Here is a 19,668-nt window from a genome sequence, read left to right on the forward strand (position 1 = left end):
CGGATGGCACCGAGATTCCATTAGCCACGCCCGCTGACACCGGGCCAACGAAGAACTTTGAACCATGGCCACTATCCACGTAGACGGCAAAGCGCTCGAAGTCGATGGCGCAGACAACCTGTTACAGGCATGTCTGTCGCTGGGCCTCGACATCCCTTATTTCTGCTGGCATCCGGCACTTGGCAGTGTTGGCGCCTGTCGCCAGTGCGCGGTCAAGCAGTACACCGACGAGAACGACACCCGTGGTCGCATCGTCATGTCCTGCATGACACCCGCCACTGACAACACCTGGATCTCCATCGAAGACGACGAATCCAAGGCGTTTCGCGCCAGCGTCGTTGAATGGCTGATGACCAACCACCCGCACGACTGCCCGGTCTGCGAGGAAGGCGGTCACTGTCATTTGCAGGACATGACGGTGATGACCGGCCACAACGAGCGCCGCTATCGCTTCACCAAACGCACCCACCAGAATCAGGAACTGGGGCCGTTCATCGCACACGAGATGAACCGCTGCATCGCCTGCTATCGCTGCGTGCGCTTCTACAAAGACTACGCCGGCGGCACTGACCTCGGCGTGTTCGGCGCCCACGACAACGTGTACTTCGGTCGCGTTGAAGACGGCACCCTGGAAAGCGAGTTCTCCGGCAACCTCACCGAGGTCTGCCCGACCGGTGTGTTCACCGACAAGACTCACTCCGAGCGCTACAACCGGAAATGGGACATGCAGTTCTCGCCGAGCATCTGCCACGGCTGCTCAAGCGGCTGCAACATCAGCCCGGGCGAACGTTATGGCGAAATCCGCCGTATCGAGAACCGCTACAACGGTTCGGTGAACCAGTATTTCCTCTGCGACCGTGGCCGTTTCGGTTATGGCTACGTCAACCGCACGGACCGTCCGCGCCAGCCGCTGGCCGAAGGCATCAAGCTGGGCCTCGACGCTGCGCTGGACAAGGCCGCTGACCTGCTGCGCGGGCGCAATATCGTCGGCATCGGCTCGCCGCGTGCCAGCCTGGAAAGCAACTTCGCCCTGCGCGAGCTGGTCGGTGCCGAGCACTTCTACTCGGGCATCGAAGCCGGTGAACTGGAGCGTCTGCGCCTGATCGCTCAGGTATTGAAAGACAGCCCGCTGCCGATCCCGACGATGCGTGAAATCGAAGAGCACGACGCCGTGTTCATCCTCGGCGAAGACGTCACCCAGACCGCTGCGCGCATGGCCCTCGGCCTGCGTCAGTCGGTGAAGAACAAAGCCGAAGACATGGCCGCTGCGATGAAAGTCCAGCCATGGCTCGACGCTGCGGTGAAGAACATCGGCCAGCACGAGATGAACCCGCTGTTCATCGCCAGCCTGACCGACACCCGCCTCGACGACATCGCCGAAGAGTGCGTGCACGCGGCGCCCGACGATCTGGCGCGCATCGGTTTCGCCGTGGCCCACGCCATCGACCCGAGCGCACCGGCCGTTGTCGGTCTGGACAGCGAAGCACTGGCACTGGCCGAGCGCATTGCCGCTGCGTTGCTTGAAGCCAAGCGCCCACTGATCGTGTCCGGCGCCTCGCTGGGCTCCAACGCGCTGATCGAAGCGGCGGCGAACATCGCCAAAGCCTTGAAGCTGCGCGACAAGCAGGGTTCGTTGAGCCTGATCGTGCCGGAAGCCAACAGCATGGGCTTGGCCCTGTTCGGTGGTGATTCGGTGGATGCTGCGCTGCAAGCCGTGATTTCGGGCAAGGCCGACGCCATCGTTGTGCTGGAGAACGACCTGTTCACCCGCGTGGACGCCGCAACGGTCGAGGCTGCCTTGAAGGCCGCCAAAGTGGTGATCGTCGCCGATCACCAGAAGACTGCGACCACCGACCGCGCCCACCTGGTGCTGCCGGCCGCAAGCTTTGCCGAAGGCGACGGTACGCTGGTCAGCCAGGAAGGCCGCGCCCAGCGCTTCTTCCAGGTCTTCGATCCGACCTACCTGGACGCGAGTATTCTGGTTCACGAAGGCTGGCGCTGGCTGCATGCCCTGCGCGCCACCCTGTTGAATCAGCCGGTTGACTGGACTCAGCTCGATCACGTCACCGCTGCCTGCGCTGCGAGCAATCCGCAACTGGCCGGCATTGTCGGTGCCGCGCCGTCTGCTTCGTTCCGCATCAAGGGTCTGAAACTGGCACGCGAACCGCTGCGTTACAGCGGCCGGACTGCCATGCGCGCCAACATCAGCGTGCACGAACCGCGTATGCCGCAGGACATCGACACCGCGTTCGCGTTCTCGATGGAAGGTTACTCGGGCTCGGCCGAACCACGCTCCCAGGTGCCGTTTGCCTGGTCGCCGGGCTGGAACTCGCCACAAGCGTGGAACAAGTTCCAGGACGAAGTCGGTGGTCACCTGCGTGCTGGCGATCCGGGCGTCCGCCTGATCGAAAGCAGCGGCGACAAACTGGGCTGGTTCGCCAATGTGCCGCGTGCCTTCTCCCCGGCACAAGGGACCTGGCAGGTCGTGCCGTTCTATCACCTGTTCGGCAGCGACGAGACCTCCTCCAAAGCCGCGCCGGTTCAAGAGCGCATTCCCCAGGCCTATGTGGCGCTGGCGAAGTCCGAAGCGGACCGTCTGGGTGTCAACGAAGGTGCCTTGCTCAGCCTGAGCGTTGCCGGCCAGACCCTGCGTCTGCCGCTGCGCATCAGCGAAGAACTGGGCGCAGGCCTGGTGGCGCTGCCGTCCGGTCTGGCCGGTATTCCTCCGGCACTGTTCGGCAAAACCGTTGATGCCGTGCAGGAGGCCGCTCAATGACCTGGTTCACCCCTGAAGTGATCGACTCGATCATCGCCGTCGTCAAGGCCATCGTGGTGCTGCTCGCCGTGGTGGTCTGCGGCGCGCTGCTCAGTTTCGTCGAACGCCGTCTGTTGGGCTGGTGGCAGGATCGTTACGGGCCGAACCGCGTGGGTCCGTTCGGCATGTTCCAGATCGCTGCCGACATGCTGAAGATGTTCTTCAAAGAAGACTGGAACCCGCCCTTCGTCGACCGGGTGATCTTCACCCTGGCGCCGGTGGTGGCCATGAGCGCGCTGTTGATCGCGTTCTCGGTCATCCCGGTCACCCAGACCTGGGTGGTCGCCGACCTGAACATCGGCCTGCTGTTCTTCTTCGCCATGGCCGGTCTGTCGGTCTATGCGGTGCTGTTCGCCGGTTGGTCATCGAACAACAAGTACGCCCTGCTGGGCAGCTTGCGTGCCTCGGCGCAGACCGTGTCGTACGAAGTGTTCCTCGGCCTGTCGCTGATGGGCATCGTGGTGCAGGTCGGTTCATTCAACATGGGCGACATCGTCAAGTACCAGGCCGATCACCTGTGGTTCATCATTCCGCAGTTCTTCGGCTTCTGTACGTTCTTCATCGCTGGCGTCGCCGTGACTCACCGTCACCCGTTCGACCAGCCGGAAGCGGAACAGGAACTGGCCGACGGTTACCACATTGAATACGCCGGCATGAAATGGGGCATGTTCTTCGTCGGTGAGTACATCGGCATCATCCTGATCTCGGCGCTGCTGGTGACCCTGTTCTTCGGTGGCTGGCATGGCCCGTTCGATATCCTGCCGCAACTGTCGTTCATGTGGTTTGCCCTGAAAACCGCGTTCTTCATCATGCTGTTCATCCTGTTGCGTGCTTCGATCCCTCGTCCGCGTTATGACCAGGTGATGGATTTCAGCTGGAAGTTCTGCTTGCCACTGACCCTGATCAATTTGCTGGTGACCGCTGCGGTCGTCCTGGCGGCTCAGTGAGGATTTGACCCATGTTCAAATATATTGGCGACATCGTTAAGGGTACGGGTACCCAGCTGCGCAGCCTGATCATGGTCTTCGGCCATGGCTTCCGTAAGCGTGACACCCTGCAATATCCGGAAGAGCAGGTGTACCTGCCGCCGCGCTACCGTGGCCGCATCGTCCTGACCCGCGACCCCGACGGCGAAGAGCGCTGCGTGGCTTGCAACCTGTGCGCCGTGGCGTGCCCGGTGGGTTGCATCTCGCTGCAGAAGGCCGAGACCGACGACGGTCGCTGGTACCCGGAGTTCTTCCGCATCAATTTCTCGCGTTGCATCTTTTGCGGCATGTGTGAGGAAGCTTGCCCGACCACCGCGATCCAGCTGACACCGGATTTCGAGATGGCCGAGTTCAAACGTCAGGATCTGGTGTACGAGAAGGAAGATCTGCTGATCTCCGGCCCCGGCAAGAACCCTGATTACAACTTCTACCGCGTTGCGGGGATGGCCATCGCCGGCAAGCCGAAAGGCGATGCACAGAACGAAGCCCAGCCCATCAACGTCAAGAGCTTGCTGCCTTAAGGAAGAAAGATGGAATTCGCTTTCTATTTCGCATCCGGCATCGCTGTGGTGGCCACCCTTCGGGTGATCACCAACACTAACCCGGTGCACGCCCTGCTCTACCTGATCATTTCGCTGATCGCCGTGGCCATGACCTTCTTCAGCCTCGGCGCGCCGTTTGCCGGTGCGCTTGAAGTGATCGCCTATGCGGGTGCCATCATGGTGCTGTTTGTCTTCGTGGTGATGATGCTGAACCTGGGCCCGGCCTCGGTTCAACAAGAACGCGCCTGGCTCAAACCTGGCATCTGGCTCGGCCCGATTCTGCTGGGCGGCCTGCTGCTTGCGGAGTTGATTTACGTGCTGTTCGCCAACTCCACCGGCGCTTCCATCGGTCACACCACCGTGGACGCCAAAGCCGTCGGCATCAGCCTGTTTGGCCCTTACCTGCTGGTTGTCGAACTCGCCTCGATGCTGCTGCTTGCGGCAGCCGTGACGGCGTTCCATGTCGGCCGCAACGAGGCGAAGGAGTAAAGCCATGAACTCAGCAATCCCTCTGGAACATGGTCTGGCGGTCGCCGGCATCCTGTTCTGCCTCGGCCTGGCGGGCCTTTTGGTACGCCGCAACATTCTGTTCGTGTTGATGAGCCTGGAAATCATGATGAACGCAGCCGCGCTGGCCTTTGTCGTGGCGGGCAGCCGTTGGGCACAGCCTGACGGCCAGATCATGTTCATTCTGGTGATCAGCCTTGCCGCAGCCGAGGCCAGCATTGGCCTGGCGATCCTGCTGCAACTGTATCGCCGCTTCCACACGCTCGATATCGACGCTGCCAGCGAGATGCGCGGATGAACCTACTCTTTCTGACTTTCGTATTCCCTCTGATCGGTTTCCTGCTGCTGTCGTTCTCGCGCGGCAAATGGTCGGAAAACCTTTCAGCCCTGATCGGTGTGGGCTCCATTGGCCTCTCGGCCATCGTTGCCGCGTACGTGATCTTCCAGTTCAACGTCTCGCCACCGGAAGGCGGTCACCTGACCATGGTGCTGTGGCGCTGGATGTCGGTGGACGGCTTCGAACCCAATTTCGCCCTGTATGTCGATGGCCTGTCCATCACCATGCTCGGTGTAGTGGTCGGCGTCGGCTTCCTCATCCATCTGTTCGCCTCGTGGTACATGCGCGGTGAAGACGGTTACTCGCGCTTCTTCGCCTACACCAACCTGTTCATTGCCAGCATGTTGTTCCTGATCCTGGGCGACAACCTGCTGTTCATCTACTTCGGTTGGGAAGGCGTGGGCCTATGCTCGTACCTGTTGATCGGTTTCTATTACAGCAACCGCAACAACGGCAACGCAGCCCTGAAAGCCTTCATCGTGACCCGGATCGGCGACGTGTTCATGGCCATCGGCCTGTTCATTCTGTTCCAGCAACTGGGCACGCTGAATATTCAGGAACTGCTGGTTCGGGCGCCGCAGCATTTCAAGGTCGGCGACTTCTGGATTGTTCTGGCAACCTTGATGCTGCTGGGCGGTGCTGTCGGTAAATCCGCGCAACTGCCGCTGCAAACCTGGTTGGCGGATGCGATGGCCGGTCCTACCCCGGTGTCGGCACTGATTCACGCCGCAACCATGGTTACGGCAGGTGTTTACCTGATCGCACGGACTCACGGTCTGTTCATCCTGGCGCCGGACATCCTCCATCTGGTCGGCATCGTCGGCGGCGTGACTCTGGTACTGGCGGGTTTCGCGGCACTGGTGCAGACCGACATCAAACGTATCCTCGCCTATTCGACCATGAGCCAGATCGGCTACATGTTCCTGGCGCTGGGCGTGGGTGCATGGGACGGCGCGATCTTCCACTTGATGACTCACGCCTTCTTCAAGGCGCTGCTGTTCCTCGCGTCCGGTGCGGTGATCGTGGCCTGCCACCACGAGCAGAACATCTTCAAGATGGGCGGTCTGTGGAAGAAACTGCCACTGGCCTACGCCAGTTTCATCGTCGGCGGCGCTGCGCTGTCGGCATTGCCGCTGCTCACGGCGGGCTTCTACTCCAAGGACGAAATCCTCTGGGAAGCGTTCGCCAGCGGCCATGACTATCTGCTGTACGCAGGTCTGCTCGGTGCGTTCATGACCTCGCTGTACACCTTCCGCCTGATCTTCATCGCCTTCCACGGCGAAGCGAAGACCGAAGCTCACGCCGGCCACGGGATTTCCCATTGGCTGCCGCTGGGTGTGCTGATCGTGCTGTCGACGTTCATCGGTGCCTGGATTCATCCGCCACTGGCCGGCGTGTTGCCGGAAAGCGCGGGCCATGCCGGCGGCGAAGCCAAGCACAGCCTGGAAATCGCCTCGGGCGCCATCGCTCTGGCCGGTATTCTGCTGGCGGCCGTGCTGTTCCTCGGCAAGCGTCGTCTGGCCACGGCCATCGCCAACAGCGGTCCGGGTCGTTTCCTCTCGGCATGGTGGTTTGCGGCATGGGGCTTCGACTGGGTGTATGACGTGCTGTTCGTCAAACCTTACCTGGCGATCAGCCGCCTCCTGCGTAGCGATCCGCTCGACCACACCATCGGCCTGATTCCGCGCCTGGTCAAAGCCGGCAACGGCTTGATGACCCGCACCGAAACCGGACAGCTCCGTTGGTACGCCGCTTCGATCGCCGCAGGTGCCGTACTGGTACTCGGCGCGATTGTGCTGGTCTGATGAGTCGATCTGACATGAACCTTGCGACTTTGCGAAAGGAATTGAGCCCGTCATGATTCTGCCTTGGCTAATCCTGATCCCCTTCATCGGCGGCCTGCTGTGCTGGCAAGGTGAGCGCTTCGGCCCTACCCTGCCGCGCTGGATTGCGCTGTTGACCATGTCTCTCGAGACGATCCTGGGCCTGTGGGTCTGGAGCACCGGTACGTTTACCTATGCTCCTGCTCCGGGCGCCGATCCGACCTGGGCCCTTGAATTCAAGCTCCAGTGGATCCAGCGCTTCGGCATCAGCGTGCACCTGGCGCTCGATGGCCTGTCCCTGCTGATGATTCTGCTGACCGGCCTGCTGGGTATCCTCTCGGTGCTCTGCTCGTGGAAAGAGATTCAACGTAACGTCGGCTTCTTCCACTTGAACCTGATGTGGATCCTGGGCGGCGTCGTCGGCGTGTTCCTCGCCATCGACCTGTTCATGTTCTTCTTCTTCTGGGAAATGATGCTGGTGCCGATGTACTTCCTCATCGCGCTCTGGGGTCATAGCTCGGCGGATGGCAAGAAGACGCGGATCTACGCAGCGACCAAGTTCTTCATCTTCACTCAGGCCAGCGGTCTGATCATGTTGGTGGCTATCCTCGGTCTGGTCCTGGTGCACTTCAACCAGACCGGCGTGATCACCTTCGGATACGCGGACCTGCTGAAAACCAAGCTGTCCCACGGCACCGAATACATCCTGATGCTGGGCTTCTTCATCGCTTTCGCGGTGAAGCTGCCGATCGTGCCGCTGCACTCCTGGTTGCCTGACGCTCACGCCCAGGCGCCAACCGCAGGTTCCGTGGACCTGGCGGGCATCCTGCTGAAGACCGCTGCGTATGGTCTGCTGCGTTTTGCCCTGCCGCTGTTCCCGAATGCCTCGGCCGAGTTCGCGCCGATCGCCATGGTGCTGGGCCTGATCGGAATCTTCTACGGTGCCTTCCTGGCCTTCGCCCAGACCGACATCAAGCGCCTGATCGCGTTTTCCAGCGTTTCCCACATGGGCTTCGTGCTGATCGGCATCTACTCCGGTAGCCAGCAGGCGCTGCAAGGCGTTGTCGTTCAGATGCTCGCTCACGGTCTGTCTGCTGCCGCGCTGTTTATCCTCAGCGGCCAGTTGTACGAGCGTCTGCACACCCGGGACATGCGTGAAATGGGTGGCCTGTGGAGCAAGATCGCGTACCTGCCGGCCATCAGCCTGTTCTTCGCTGCTGCATCGCTCGGCCTGCCCGGTACCGGTAACTTCGTCGGTGAATTCCTGATCCTGATCGGCAGTTTTGTCAGCTCGCCATGGATCACCGCTATTGCCACCTCCGGTCTGGTGTTCGGTTCCGTCTACTCGCTGATCATGATCCACCGCGCCTACTTCGGCCCGGCCAAATCCGACGCGGTCTACAAGGGCATGGACGGTCGGGAATTGATCATGGTGCTGGGTCTGGCGGTGTTGTTGATTCTGCTGGGCGTGTACCCGCAACCGATCCTCGACACCTCCTCGGCGACCATGCATGGCGTGCAGCAATGGCTCGGCACCGCCTTCACTCAACTCGCTTCGGCCCGGTAAGAGCGCTATGGACCTGACGATTCAACACTTTATTGCGCTGGCGCCGCTGCTGATTACCAGTATCACCATCGTGGTGGTGATGCTGGGCATCGCATGGCGTCGCAATCACTCGCAATCATTCCTGCTGACGGTAGCGGGACTCAACCTGGCTTTGCTGTCCATCTACCCGGCGCTGAAAGTCGCGCCGCTGGTGGTCACGCCTTTGCTGCAGATCGACAGCTTCGCCTGTCTGTACATGGGCATCATTCTGGTGTCGACGCTGGCCTGCGTCACCCTGGCTCACGCCTACCTGGGTGAAGGCAAGGCGGGTTATCCGGGCAACCGCGAAGAGCTTTACCTGCTGATCCTGATGGCTGCGGCCGGTGGGCTGGTGCTGGTCGCCGCGCAACACCTGGCGAGCCTGTTCATCGGTCTGGAACTGCTGTCGGTGCCGGTCTACGGTCTGGTCGCCTACGCGTTCTTCAACAAGCGTTCGCTGGAAGGCGGCATCAAGTACATGGTGCTGTCGGCGGCCGGCTCGGCGTTCCTGCTGTTCGGTATGGCGCTGCTGTATGCCGAATCCGGCAGCCTGGGTTTCAGCGAGATCGGCAAGGCCATCGCGGCCACCGGCATGCCAAGCCCGATCGCCAGCCTGGGTCTGGGCATGATGCTGGTGGGTCTGGGCTTCAAGCTGTCCCTGGTGCCGTTCCACTTGTGGACACCGGACGTGTACGAAGGCGCCCCTGCCCCGGTAGCGGCTTTCCTCGCCACGGCCAGTAAGGTCGCGGTGTTCGGCGTGCTGGTTCGACTGTTCCAGATCTCCCCGGCGGCCACCAGTGGCGTGCTGACGGACGTGATGTCGGTCATCGCCGTGGCGTCGATTCTGGTGGGTAACCTGCTGGCCCTGACGCAGAACAACCTCAAGCGTCTGCTGGGTTATTCGTCGATCGCGCACTTCGGTTACCTGATGATCGCGATGGTGGCGAGCAAGGGCATGGCGGTCGAGGCGATCAACGTTTATCTGGTCACCTACGTGCTGACCAGCCTGGGCGCGTTCGGCGTGGTCACGTTGATGTCGTCGCCTTACAGCGGCCGCGATGCCGACGCGATGTTCGAATACCGCGGCCTGTTCTGGCGTCGTCCGTATCTGACGGCGGTGCTGACTGTGATGATGCTCTCGCTGGCGGGCATTCCGCTCACCACTGGCTTCATCGGCAAGTTCTACATCATCGCAACAGGCGTCGAAGCGCACCTGTGGTGGTTGACCGGTTCGCTGGTCGTGGGTAGCGCCATCGGTGTGTTCTATTACCTGCGTGTGATGGTGACGCTGTTTCTGCAGGATTCGAAGATCCAGCGCCACGACGCTCCGTTCAACTGGGCGCAGCGTGCAGGTGGCGTGATGCTGTTGGGGATTACGCTGCTGGCGTTCTTCCTCGGCGTCTATCCGCAACCGCTGCTGACCCTGGTGGGCCATGCTGGTTTGTGATGATTGAGTGATGCACGAAAAACCCTGCTTTCGAGCAGGTTTTTTTTATGGCTTTGATTTCAAGGGTCAAGAGCATCTGCCTAACGGCAGATATTTCGCCTTCGGCGACTTACTTTTGAAAAGCACCAAAAGTAAGCAAAAGTGCCTGCTCCTGGTTTGGCCCTTCCTTCGTCAGGGTTCCCTCACTTCGACGAGGCTCCGTGGGCCCGCGCCGAACGGACATCCATGTCCTAGCGGCGCTCTCGCGGCATCCATGCCGCTCGGCCCACTCCGCGTCGTCTGCGTTCGGCCTGCACCCAAGTCGCGATGGGTGTCGTCTGAAATGTTTGCGCAGAAAGATCAAGAGCAGATCAAAGGCTTCCCGGCTAAAGCCGGTCCCACTGACCGCATGCACATTCACTGTAGGAGCGCGCTTGCCCGCGATGGCGTCCTGTCAGCCAAACAGATGCCGCTGACCCACCGCAATTCGCGGGCAAGCGCGCTCCTACAGAGAATCTTCATCACGCCGAAGGACTTTTCTCGAACAAGCAGGCCGCAGATGCCGTTGCCGTTGCCGTTGCCGTTGATCTTCCTACGCAGGAAGTCCAGACGACACCAATCACGACTTGGGTGCAGGCCGAACGCAGGCGGCGCGGAGTGGGCCGAGCGGCATGGATGCCGCGAGAGCCGCCCCCCGCCATGGATGGCGGATGGCGGCGGGCCCACGGAGCGTTGCCGGAGAGAGGGAACCCGACGAAGTCGGGCCCAACCAGGAGCAAGCACCTTTGGTTACTTGGGGTGCTTTTCCAAGTAACTCGCCGAAGGCGAAACGTCTGCCCTTAGGCAGACGCTCTTGATCTTAGAAACACACGCTAACCGGGCAATCGAACGGTTTTCTTGTCACTGGTAAACAACGCCCACGACGACATAAACAACGCCGCCACCATCGGCCCGATCACAAACCCGTTCAACCCGAACACCGCCATACCGCCCAGCGTCGAAATCAGAATCAGGTAATCGGGCATCCGCGTATCCTTGCCCACCAGAATCGGGCGCAGCACGTTATCCACCAACCCGATCACAAACACCCCAAACAGCCCCAACACCACGCCCTGCCAGATCATACCGCTGAGCAGGAAGTACAGCGCAACCGGCGCCCAGACAATCCCCGCCCCCACCGCCGGCAGCAACGACAGAAACGCCATCATCACCGCCCACAGCAAGGCGCTCGGAATATCCAGTGCCCAGAAAATGAAACCGCCCAGCGCGCCTTGAGTTACCGCCACCACGATGTTGCCCTTCACCGTAGCGCGGACGACTCGGGTGAATTTCAACTGCAAACGGCGCTTCTGCGGCTCAGTCAGCGGAATCGCGATGCGGATCTTGCGGGTCAGCTCCTGGCCGTCGCGCAGAAAAAAGAACAGCAAGTACAGCATGATGAAAAAGCTGACAACAAAATCGAACGTACCCTGCCCGAAGCTGAACGCCTGCGTGGCCAGGTAGTTGCTGCCCTGCATCGCGCCTTTTGCAATCTTGTCGCGCAACCCCTCGAAGTCCCCCATGCCCAGACGATCAAGCCAATGCTGCACATAGGGCGGCAATAGCACTTTGAATTCAGCCAGGTACTTGGCGATATCGAGCTGGCCACTTTCCACATTCTTGTAAAGCGTGGCCCCCTCCTGAACCATCAACGCGGCAATAACGATCACCGGCAGAATCGCGATGACCAGACAGATCATCAGCGTGCACAAAGAGGTGAGGTTGCGCTGCCAGCCAAGGCGGGCCAGCAAACGGCGTTGCAGTGGCGCGAAGATGATGCCGAGGATCACCGCCCAGAACACCGCGCCATAGAACGGCAGCAGAATCCAGATGAACGCGATGGTCACCAGCACCAGTAACAGCAGTAGGGTTTTATTTTGCAGCGCGGTTTCGTTCATGTTTCTTCCATGTCATTAAGCCGCGTCGAGCACACGGCCTGATGCTTAGTCCGTCAATCACCGCAGGAGTGCCGCGCCTGATGTGCAAGGCACAGGGAAGAAGCGCGAGCGGCGGGCCCTGCGCCTGGCCCGCCACACACGTCTAGATTCTGAACTGCCGAACCAACTGGCCAAGGCGCTGATTCAGCGCCGTGAGGTTGCGCGAGGTGGAGGCGCTGTGGCGGGTCTCATCGGCCACGCTTTCGACCGCCACGGCGATCTGGTGGACGCTGCGATTGATCTCTTCCGCCACAGCCGTTTGCTCTTCTGCGGCGCTGGCAATTTGCGCGTTCATGGCGTTGATGGTGCCGATCAGTTGACCGATCGTGTCCAGCGACGCGCCGGCTTCATTGGCGCGCGCGGACGTTCCGTCGCCCGCCTCGCTGGAACGCCGCATCGCCTGAACCGCGCCTTCGGTGCCCTGCTGCAAGCGATCGATCATGCCCTGGATTTCCTGAGTGCTTTGCTGCGTACGGCTGGCCAGCGCGCGCACTTCATCGGCCACCACAGCAAACCCGCGGCCCGCCTCGCCCGCACGCGCGGCCTCGATGGCGGCGTTGAGGGCCAGCAGGTTGGTCTGGTCGGCGATGGAACGAATCACCCCGAGCACGCCGACGATGGAAGATACGTCATTCTGCAGACTGTCCAGTGAGGTGCCGCTCTGGCGGATGTCGTTCACCAGCGCGTGAATCTGTTGAATGCTGCCGTCGACCACCCGCTTGGCCGCCTGACCTTCGGCATCGGTCTGCTGCGCGGCGACCGAGGCACCCTGCGCGCTTTTGGCGACTTCCTGGGCCGCGGCCGACATCTGATTGATCGCCGTAGCGACCTGGTCAGTCTCGTGACGCTGACGCTCCATCGCCTGCTCGGAGCGCTGCGCCTGATCGTTCACTTCACCCACAAGCCCGGTCAGCTGCGCGGTCATTTCGGCGATCTGCCGTACCAGCCCGTGAATCTTGTCGACAAAGCGGTTGAACGACCCGGCCAGATCGCCAAGTTCGTCCTGGGAGGTCACCGCCAGACGCTGGGTCAGATCACCCTCACCTGCCGCGATGTCATCGAGGTTGGCTTTCATCAGGCGCAGCGGCCGCAGAATACCGCCCGCGATCCAGAAACCCGCCGCCGCGATAATCACCAATACCAGCAGCGTGATGCCGATTATGCTGACAAGCATGCTCTGCCGGCGCTCAGCGACATTCTTTTGCAGCTCCAGGACTTTGGCATCGATATTGTCCAGATTGATCGACGACCCGAAGGCCATGTCCCATTTCGGCAGGTATTCGGTGTAGCCCAGTTTGGGCACCAGTTCGCTCGAACCGGGCAGCGCCGAGGAATATTCCAGGTAATGAGTACCTGCTTTCGCGACGTCAACGAGGCCGGCGTTGACGAAAACGCCTTTTGGATCGCGGGCATCTTTAAAGCTCTTGCCGATGCCGTCCGGGCTATTACCTTTGAACAGCCTCACGGCTTGCGAGTCGTAGCCGAAGAAATACCCGTCTTTGGCGTAGGTCACCTGGGAAAGCATTTTGATGACCTGCGCACGCGCTTCCATGTCGCCCGGGGCCGACGCGTCATACAGCGGCTTGATGGTGCCTAGCGCAACGGCCACGTAACTTTGCAGCGTGGCTTTGGCCTCCGCAAGCAGGTGCTGTCGGGTTTCCTCGACTTCGCGCTTGCCCTGTTCACGCAGCATGATGACGGTGCTGGCGCTGATGATCAGTGCGAACACCAACACCGGGAGCACTGCGAGCGAAAGTACCTTGGCTTTGAGATTTAGCCGCATAGAAGTCATGACCCTTTGTTTTTGTGCTTGGCGCCGTTTGGGATTCCTTAACGGTTAACGGCCCGGCACACAAAAAGTTGAGGTCACGAAGGTTGGCGCGCGGTTTCGGTCCCCGGCAGTTGCGGGCTGAGCCGCTCGGGCAGATCGATGCGCACCTGCAACCCGCCCATGGGGCTGTCCAGCAACTGAATTCGCCCGCCCCACGCCTCGACGATGTCCTTGACGATGCCGAGGCCCAGACCGTGGCCGGTTACCTGCTCGTCCAGACGATTGCCACGGCCGAGCACTTCATCGCGGTGCTGCACAGGGATGCCCGGGCCATCGTCGTCGATCAGCAGCCAGTAGCCGTTGGCGCCTTTGGCAATGGTCAGACTGACCTGGCTGTCAGCCCACTTGCAGGCGTTGTCCATCACGTTGCCCAACAATTCGAGGATGTCCTCACGGTCCCACGGCAGGAACAGCTCCGCAGCGATCTCGCTGCTCAGTTCCAGATGCTCGCCATGAATCATTCGCAACGTGGAGAACAGCCCGGGTATCTCGGCTGCGCAATCAAACCGCGCGCCCGGCAAGGCATCGCCTGACAGCCGCGCACGATTGAGCTCACGCTCGAGACGCTGATGAATGTGCTGCAATTGATCGCGCAGGGTATCGCGCACGTGCGGGTGGCCCGCCAGTTTGTCGCCTTCGGCCAGGCTCATCAGCACCGCCAGCGGCGTCTTTAGTGCGTGGCCCAGGTTGCCAAGGGCGTTGCGCGATCGTTTGAGACTGTCCTCGGTGTGGGCCAGCAGATGATTGATCTGCGCGACAAGCGGCTCAAGCTCCACCGGCACTCGCTCGTCGAGCTGCGAGCGCTGGCCCTGTTGCAGCTGGAAAATTTGTTCTCTGGCCCTGTCGAGCGGGCGCAAGGCGCGGCGAACCGTGACGCGCTGCAACACCAGAATCACGATCAGGGCTATCAGCCCTAACCCGAGACCGATGCGCTGGACCAGCGCAAAGCTATCTCGCACGGGGGTGTAGTCCTGAGCGACAGTGATGGAAATGGTCTGACCGAACTTGCGGTAATCGGTGTGCAGCAGCAACAGCGATTGATCGGTCTTTTCCAGGGCAAGATCAGCATGCAGACCGGGCTGCCCGGGATGCGGCAACTCCAGATCCCACAGCGAGCGTGAGCGCCAATGACCCAGGTCGAAATCGATCCGGAAATAATGGCCGGAATAGGGTCGTTGATAGCCGGGCGACAGCCGATGCTCATCGAGCTGCAGCCCGTCCGGGCCGCGAACCAGTGCCACCAGCAGCAACTCACTTTGGTTGCGCAGACCAGACTCGAGGTAACGCTGCAAGCCGACTTCGAACAGCCACAGGCTGATCTGCGCCAGGACCAGCCCGACAATCAGCAGCACGCTGATCAGGCCCAGGCTCAAGCGTCGTTGAATCGACCTCACTCGCCCGTCCCGGCGAAACGATAGCCCTGCCCACGTCGCGTCTCGACCACGGCCCGTCCAAGCTTGCGGCGCAAATGATTGACGTGGACCTCGATCACGTTCGAGTCCCGTTCGTTCTCCCCGTCGTAGAGGTGCTCGGCCAAGTGGCTCTTGGAGAGTATCTGACCGGGGTGCAGCATGAAATAACGCAGCAGGCGAAACTCCGCCGCCGTCAGTTGAATGTCATCTTCCCCGCGACTGACGCATTGGCGCCCTTCGTCCAGATGAAGCCCTGCGGCTTCGAGTTTCGGTTGGTTAGCCAAGCCTCGGACACGACGCAGCAGCGCTTGAATGCGCAGCTGCAGCTCTTCGGGATGAAAGGGTTTGGTCAGGTAGTCGTCGGCGCCGGCCTTTAGGCCCTCGATTCGCTCGGCCCAGGAAGCCCGCGCAGTCAGAATTAGGACAGGCGTAGACAGCCCGCCGGAGCGCCACTTGTGCAGGACCTCGAGCCCGGGAACGCCCGGCAGACCGAGATCAAGCACGATCAGGTCGTAAGGCTCGGTGGCGCCTTGATGAATGGCGTCGCGGCCGTCGGTCAGCCAGTCGATCGCGTAGCCCTGCCGGCCCAGCGTACTGATGAGCTCGTCCGCCAGGGGAACGTGGTCCTCAACCAATAACAAACGCATCAATCGTCTTCCTTGTCTTGCAACAGGCGGCTGTCACCGGCATCAAATTTCAGCTCACGCACAACATGATCGGCGGTGAGAAGCTCGATCTCATACACCAACACACCGCGTTTTTCCTCAAGCTCGGCTTCAAGCAGCTTGGAGCCGGGGTAACGTCCCAGTGCCTGATCGATGAACTGCTCTAGCGGCAGAATCACACCTTTCCTGCGCAGCTCAAGCACTTCGTCCTGGTTCAGATCCCGCGCCAGGCACGCAGCGCTCGGAGCGACCGCACATGCGGCCACCAGACAGTAAACGAAACGCTTGGCGGGACGCTTACTGGAGATCATCAGGCGTCCTGATGGTCTTTGAGTATCTGTCCGCTGACGGCATCGACTTCAACGTCCCACTCCACGCCTTGCGCATCGCGCAGTTCGATCTGGTAAACGTACTTGCCATATTCCTGTTCCAGCTCGGTGTCAGTAATGGTGGATTTCGGGTGCTTGGCCAAGGCGACGGCGTTGAGCTTTTCAAAAGATTGAATAGTACCTGCATCGCGCAGTTTCAGCGCCTCATCAGGACCGAGATCCCGGGCCTGGACATAACCGGCTGTAACGGTGAAAGCAGTGGCAGCGATAAAGGCAGTCAGGATTTTCATGGTGGATCTCCGTAGGGGGCTGGTTGTTTACGGAGCCCACCATAAGCGGTCGAACTTAATTGAAGCTGAATTTATCTGGCTACGTGCCACTACCTGCCGATAGGTTCAGCCTGTTACTCGCCAAACCATTACTGATAAACTCGCAGATTGCATTCATCGCGCTGGCGATCGCCACTTCTCAAGGCCTATATCACCGTGGAAATTTTTAAAGAATTTACGTTCGAGTCAGCTCACCGGCTCCCTCACGTGCCGGACGGACACAAGTGCGGACGTCTACACGGTCACTCATTTCGTATAGCGATCTATCTGCAGGGCGAACCCGATCCCCATACTGGCTGGATCCGCGATTTCTCCGAGATCAAGACCATTTTCAAGCCTCTGTATGAGCGCCTGGACCATAACTACTTGAACGACATTCCCGGCCTGGAGAACCCGACCAGTGAAGTGTTGGTGAAGTGGATCTGGAAGGAGTTGAAGCCGCTGCTGCCAGAGTTGTCCGCACTTCGGATTCACGAAACCTGTACCAGCGGTTGCGTGTATCGCGGTGACTGATCAGCGTCAGAAATGAAGACCACCTCACCGGGTGGTTTTTTTTGGCGAAAGAAATTTAATTTTTCGCGCGCCAAAACAAAACCCCATCTGCTTTCGCAAATGGGGTTTCGGAATTTAATCTTGACGATGACCTACTCTCACATGGGGAAACCCCACACTACCATCGGCGATGCATCGTTTCACTGCTGAGTTCGGGATGGGATCAGGTGGTTCCAACGCTCTATGGTCGTCAAGAAATTCGGGTACTGACTCGTTCATTCGAACGCTTCAGCAAATCGGGTATGTGATCAAGGTACAGCCTGTGTGTTCGCAAACTTTCGTCTTCATGCGTCTTCACACACCGCAACCTGCCATCTTTCTGCAGATTGCTTGGGTGTTATATGGTCAAGCCTCACGGGCAATTAGTATTGGTTAGCTCAACGCCTCACAGCGCTTACACACCCAACCTATCAACGTCGTAGTCTTCGACGGCCCTTCAGGGAACTCAAGGTTCCAGTGAGATCTCATCTTGAGGCAAGTTTCCCGCTTAGATGCTTTCAGCGGTTATCTTTTCCGAACATAGCTACCCGGCAATGCCACTGGCGTGACAACCGGAACACCAGAGGTTCGTCCACTCCGGTCCTCTCGTACTAGGAGCAGCCCCTCTCAAATCTCAAACGTCCACGGCAGATAGGGACCGAACTGTCTCACGACGTTCTAAACCCAGCTCGCGTACCACTTTAAATGGCGAACAGCCATACCCTTGGGACCGGCTTCAGCCCCAGGATGTGATGAGCCGACATCGAGGTGCCAAACACCGCCGTCGATATGAACTCTTGGGCGGTATCAGCCTGTTATCCCCGGAGTACCTTTTATCCGTTGAGCGATGGCCCTTCCATACAGAACCACCGGATCACTAAGACCTACTTTCGTACCTGCTCGACGTGTCTGTCTCGCAGTCAAGCGCGCTTTTGCCTTTATACTCTACGACCGATTTCCGACCGGTCTGAGCGCACCTTCGTACTCCTCCGTTACTCTTTAGGAGGAGACCGCCCCAGTCAAACTACCCACCATACACTGTCCTCGATCCGGATAACGGACCTGAGTTAGAACCTCAAAGTTGCCAGGGTGGTATTTCAAGGTTGGCTCCACGCAGACTGGCGTCCACGCTTCAAAGCCTCCCACCTATCCTACACAAGCAAATTCAAAGTCCAGTGCAAAGCTATAGTAAAGGTTCACGGGGTCTTTCCGTCTAGCCGCGGATACACTGCATCTTCACAGCGATTTCAATTTCACTGAGTCTCGGGTGGAGACAGCGCCGCCATCGTTACGCCATTCGTGCAGGTCGGAACTTACCCGACAAGGAATTTCGCTACCTTAGGACCGTTATAGTTACGGCCGCCGTTTACCGGGGCTTCGATCAAGAGCTTCGCGTTAGCTAACCCCATCAATTAACCTTCCGGCACCGGGCAGGCGTCACACCCTATACGTCCACTTTCGTGTTTGCAGAGTGCTGTGTTTTTAATAAACAGTCGCAGCGGCCTGGTATCTTCGACCGGCATGAGCTTACGGAGCAAGTCCTTCACCCTCACCGGCGCACCTTCTCCCGAAGTTACGGTGCCATTTTGCCTAGTTCCTTCACCCGAGTTCTCTCAAGCGCCTTGGTATTCTCTACCCAACCACCTGTGTCGGTTTGGGGTACGGTTCCTGGTTACCTGAGGCTTAGAAGCTTTTCTTGGAAGCATGGCATCAACCACTTCGTGTTCTAAAGAACACTCGTCATCAGCTCTCGGCCTTAAGATCCCGGATTTACCTAAGATCTCAGCCTACCACCTTAAACCTGGACAACCAACGCCAGGCTGGCCTAGCCTTCTCCGTCCCTCCATCGCAATAACCAGAAGTACAGGAATATTAACCTGTTTTCCATCGACTACGCTTTTCAGCCTCGCCTTAGGGACCGACTAACCCTGCGTCGATTAACGTTGCGCAGGAAACCTTGGTCTTTCGGCGTGGGTGTTTTTCACACCCATTGTCGTTACTCATGTCAGCATTCGCACTTCTGATACCTCCAGCAAGCTTCTCAACTCACCTTCACAGGCTTACAGAACGCTCCTCTACCGCATCACTTGCGTGATACCCGTAGCTTCGGTGCATGGTTTGAGCCCCGTTACATCTTCCGCGCAGGCCGACTCGACTAGTGAGCTATTACGCTTTCTTTAAAGGGTGGCTGCTTCTAAGCCAACCTCCTAGCTGTCTAAGCCTTCCCACATCGTTTCCCACTTAACCATGACTTTGGGACCTTAGCTGACGGTCTGGGTTGTTTCCCTTTTCACGACGGACGTTAGCACCCGCCGTGTGTCTCCCATGCTCGGCACTTGTAGGTATTCGGAGTTTGCATCGGTTTGGTAAGTCGGGATGACCCCCTAGCCGAAACAGTGCTCTACCCCCTACAGTGATACATGAGGCGCTACCTAAATAGCTTTCGAGGAGAACCAGCTATCTCCGAGCTTGATTAGCCTTTCACTCCGATCCACAGGTCATCCGCTAACTTTTCAACGGTAGTCGGTTCGGTCCTCCAGTTAGTGTTACCCAACCTTCAACCTGCCCATGGAT

The 19,668-nt window shown here is 59.5% G+C and carries 15 protein-coding genes and 2 rRNA genes (1 of these 17 running past the window's edge); 9 read left to right on the forward strand and 8 right to left on the reverse strand.

Features of this window, described 5'->3' with window-relative positions:
• Positions 1-64 precede the first annotated feature (64 nt).
• The 8 genes from nuoG to nuoN are packed head-to-tail and all read left to right on the forward strand — an operon-like array spanning position 65 to position 10,042.
• Positions 65-2,776 (forward strand): NADH-quinone oxidoreductase subunit NuoG, encoded by a 2,712-nt coding sequence (gene nuoG / locus OKW98_RS21175; protein WP_265386519.1) that lies wholly within the window; start codon positions 65-67, stop codon positions 2,774-2,776.
• Positions 2,773-3,762 (forward strand): NADH-quinone oxidoreductase subunit NuoH, encoded by a 990-nt coding sequence (gene nuoH, locus OKW98_RS21180; RefSeq protein WP_037008811.1) that lies wholly within the window; start codon positions 2,773-2,775, stop codon positions 3,760-3,762. Before nuoG ends, nuoH begins: the two co-directional genes overlap by 4 nt.
• An 11-nt stretch (positions 3,763-3,773) precedes the next feature.
• Complete coding sequence (gene nuoI, locus OKW98_RS21185; RefSeq protein WP_037008808.1) at positions 3,774-4,322, forward strand: NADH-quinone oxidoreductase subunit NuoI; 549 nt, start codon at positions 3,774-3,776, stop codon at positions 4,320-4,322.
• Positions 4,323-4,331: 9 nt separating this feature from the next.
• Positions 4,332-4,832, forward strand: a complete 501-nt coding sequence (gene nuoJ, locus OKW98_RS21190) for an NADH-quinone oxidoreductase subunit J (protein ID WP_037008804.1) — start codon at positions 4,332-4,334, stop codon at positions 4,830-4,832.
• Between the two features lie 4 nt (positions 4,833-4,836).
• On the forward strand, positions 4,837-5,148 hold the full coding sequence (gene nuoK / locus OKW98_RS21195; protein WP_065989117.1) for an NADH-quinone oxidoreductase subunit NuoK: 312 nt from the start codon (positions 4,837-4,839) through the stop codon (positions 5,146-5,148).
• Positions 5,145-6,992: an NADH-quinone oxidoreductase subunit L gene (gene nuoL / locus OKW98_RS21200; RefSeq protein WP_265386520.1), complete on the forward strand. Its 1,848-nt coding sequence runs from the start codon at positions 5,145-5,147 to the stop codon at positions 6,990-6,992. The genes nuoK and nuoL overlap by 4 nt, the downstream gene beginning before the upstream one ends.
• A gap of 52 nt (positions 6,993-7,044) precedes the next feature.
• Positions 7,045-8,577, forward strand: a complete 1,533-nt coding sequence (gene nuoM / locus OKW98_RS21205) for an NADH-quinone oxidoreductase subunit M (RefSeq protein WP_265386521.1) — start codon at positions 7,045-7,047, stop codon at positions 8,575-8,577.
• 7 nt (positions 8,578-8,584) lie between these two features.
• A complete protein-coding gene (gene nuoN / locus OKW98_RS21210) occupies positions 8,585-10,042 on the forward strand; it encodes an NADH-quinone oxidoreductase subunit NuoN (protein ID WP_237252290.1) in 1,458 nt (485 codons plus the stop codon).
• Between the two features lie 851 nt (positions 10,043-10,893).
• On the opposite strand, the gene OKW98_RS21215 is transcribed toward nuoN, so the two are convergent.
• The 6 genes from OKW98_RS21215 to OKW98_RS21240 form a co-directional block, all read right to left on the reverse strand.
• Positions 10,894-11,958, reverse strand: a complete 1,065-nt coding sequence (locus OKW98_RS21215; RefSeq protein WP_265386522.1) for an AI-2E family transporter — start codon at positions 11,956-11,958, stop codon at positions 10,894-10,896.
• Positions 11,959-12,100: 142 nt separating this feature from the next.
• Positions 12,101-13,780: a methyl-accepting chemotaxis protein gene (locus OKW98_RS21220; RefSeq protein ID WP_265386523.1), complete on the reverse strand. Its 1,680-nt coding sequence runs from the start codon at positions 13,778-13,780 to the stop codon at positions 12,101-12,103.
• A gap of 83 nt (positions 13,781-13,863) precedes the next feature.
• Positions 13,864-15,222 carry an ATP-binding protein gene (locus tag OKW98_RS21225; protein ID WP_265386524.1) on the reverse strand — a complete coding sequence of 453 codons (1,359 nt, stop codon included), beginning with the start codon at positions 15,220-15,222 and terminating at the stop codon, positions 13,864-13,866.
• Positions 15,219-15,887: a response regulator transcription factor gene (locus OKW98_RS21230; protein WP_265386525.1), complete on the reverse strand. Its 669-nt coding sequence runs from the start codon at positions 15,885-15,887 to the stop codon at positions 15,219-15,221. Before OKW98_RS21230 ends, OKW98_RS21225 begins: the two co-directional genes overlap by 4 nt.
• Positions 15,887-16,216 carry a PepSY domain-containing protein gene (locus OKW98_RS21235; protein WP_265386526.1) on the reverse strand — a complete coding sequence of 110 codons (330 nt, stop codon included), beginning with the start codon at positions 16,214-16,216 and terminating at the stop codon, positions 15,887-15,889. The genes OKW98_RS21230 and OKW98_RS21235 overlap by 1 nt, the downstream gene beginning before the upstream one ends.
• A complete protein-coding gene (locus OKW98_RS21240) occupies positions 16,216-16,524 on the reverse strand; it encodes a PepSY domain-containing protein (protein WP_265386527.1) in 309 nt (102 codons plus the stop codon). The genes OKW98_RS21235 and OKW98_RS21240 overlap by 1 nt, the downstream gene beginning before the upstream one ends.
• A 195-nt stretch (positions 16,525-16,719) precedes the next feature.
• Here OKW98_RS21240 and queD point away from each other — a divergent pair, with 195 nt between their 5' ends.
• Positions 16,720-17,076 carry a 6-carboxytetrahydropterin synthase QueD gene (queD, locus tag OKW98_RS21245; RefSeq protein WP_265386528.1) on the forward strand — a complete coding sequence of 119 codons (357 nt, stop codon included), beginning with the start codon at positions 16,720-16,722 and terminating at the stop codon, positions 17,074-17,076.
• Positions 17,077-17,194: 118 nt separating this feature from the next.
• Here queD and rrf read toward each other — a convergent pair.
• Positions 17,195-17,310: ribosomal RNA gene (rrf, locus tag OKW98_RS21250) — 5S ribosomal RNA — on the reverse strand.
• A 146-nt stretch (positions 17,311-17,456) separates the two neighbouring features.
• A 23S ribosomal RNA gene (locus tag OKW98_RS21255) occupies positions 17,457-19,668 on the reverse strand (it continues 679 nt past the right edge of the window).

Source organism: Pseudomonas sp. KU26590 (assembly GCF_026153515.1).
GTDB lineage: Bacteria > Pseudomonadota > Gammaproteobacteria > Pseudomonadales > Pseudomonadaceae > Aquipseudomonas.

Bases quoted from the DNA above. Each gene is read 5' to 3' on its own strand.
- nuoG (WP_265386519.1), top strand. From the start codon at position 65: ATGGCCACTATCCACGTAGACGGCAAAGCGCTCGAAGTCGATGGCGCA.
- nuoH (WP_037008811.1), top strand. From the start codon at position 2,773: ATGACCTGGTTCACCCCTGAAGTGATCGACTCGATCATCGCCGTCGTC.
- nuoI (WP_037008808.1), top strand. From the start codon at position 3,774: ATGTTCAAATATATTGGCGACATCGTTAAGGGTACGGGTACCCAGCTG.
- nuoJ (WP_037008804.1), top strand. From the start codon at position 4,332: ATGGAATTCGCTTTCTATTTCGCATCCGGCATCGCTGTGGTGGCCACC.
- nuoK (WP_065989117.1), top strand. From the start codon at position 4,837: ATGAACTCAGCAATCCCTCTGGAACATGGTCTGGCGGTCGCCGGCATC.
- nuoL (WP_265386520.1), top strand. From the start codon at position 5,145: ATGAACCTACTCTTTCTGACTTTCGTATTCCCTCTGATCGGTTTCCTG.
- nuoM (WP_265386521.1), top strand. From the start codon at position 7,045: ATGATTCTGCCTTGGCTAATCCTGATCCCCTTCATCGGCGGCCTGCTG.
- nuoN (WP_237252290.1), top strand. From the start codon at position 8,585: ATGGACCTGACGATTCAACACTTTATTGCGCTGGCGCCGCTGCTGATT.
- OKW98_RS21215 (WP_265386522.1), bottom strand. From the start codon at position 11,958: ATGAACGAAACCGCGCTGCAAAATAAAACCCTACTGCTGTTACTGGTG.
- OKW98_RS21220 (WP_265386523.1), bottom strand. From the start codon at position 13,780: ATGCGGCTAAATCTCAAAGCCAAGGTACTTTCGCTCGCAGTGCTCCCG.
- OKW98_RS21230 (WP_265386525.1), bottom strand. From the start codon at position 15,887: ATGCGTTTGTTATTGGTTGAGGACCACGTTCCCCTGGCGGACGAGCTC.
- OKW98_RS21235 (WP_265386526.1), bottom strand. From the start codon at position 16,216: ATGATCTCCAGTAAGCGTCCCGCCAAGCGTTTCGTTTACTGTCTGGTG.
- OKW98_RS21240 (WP_265386527.1), bottom strand. From the start codon at position 16,524: ATGAAAATCCTGACTGCCTTTATCGCTGCCACTGCTTTCACCGTTACA.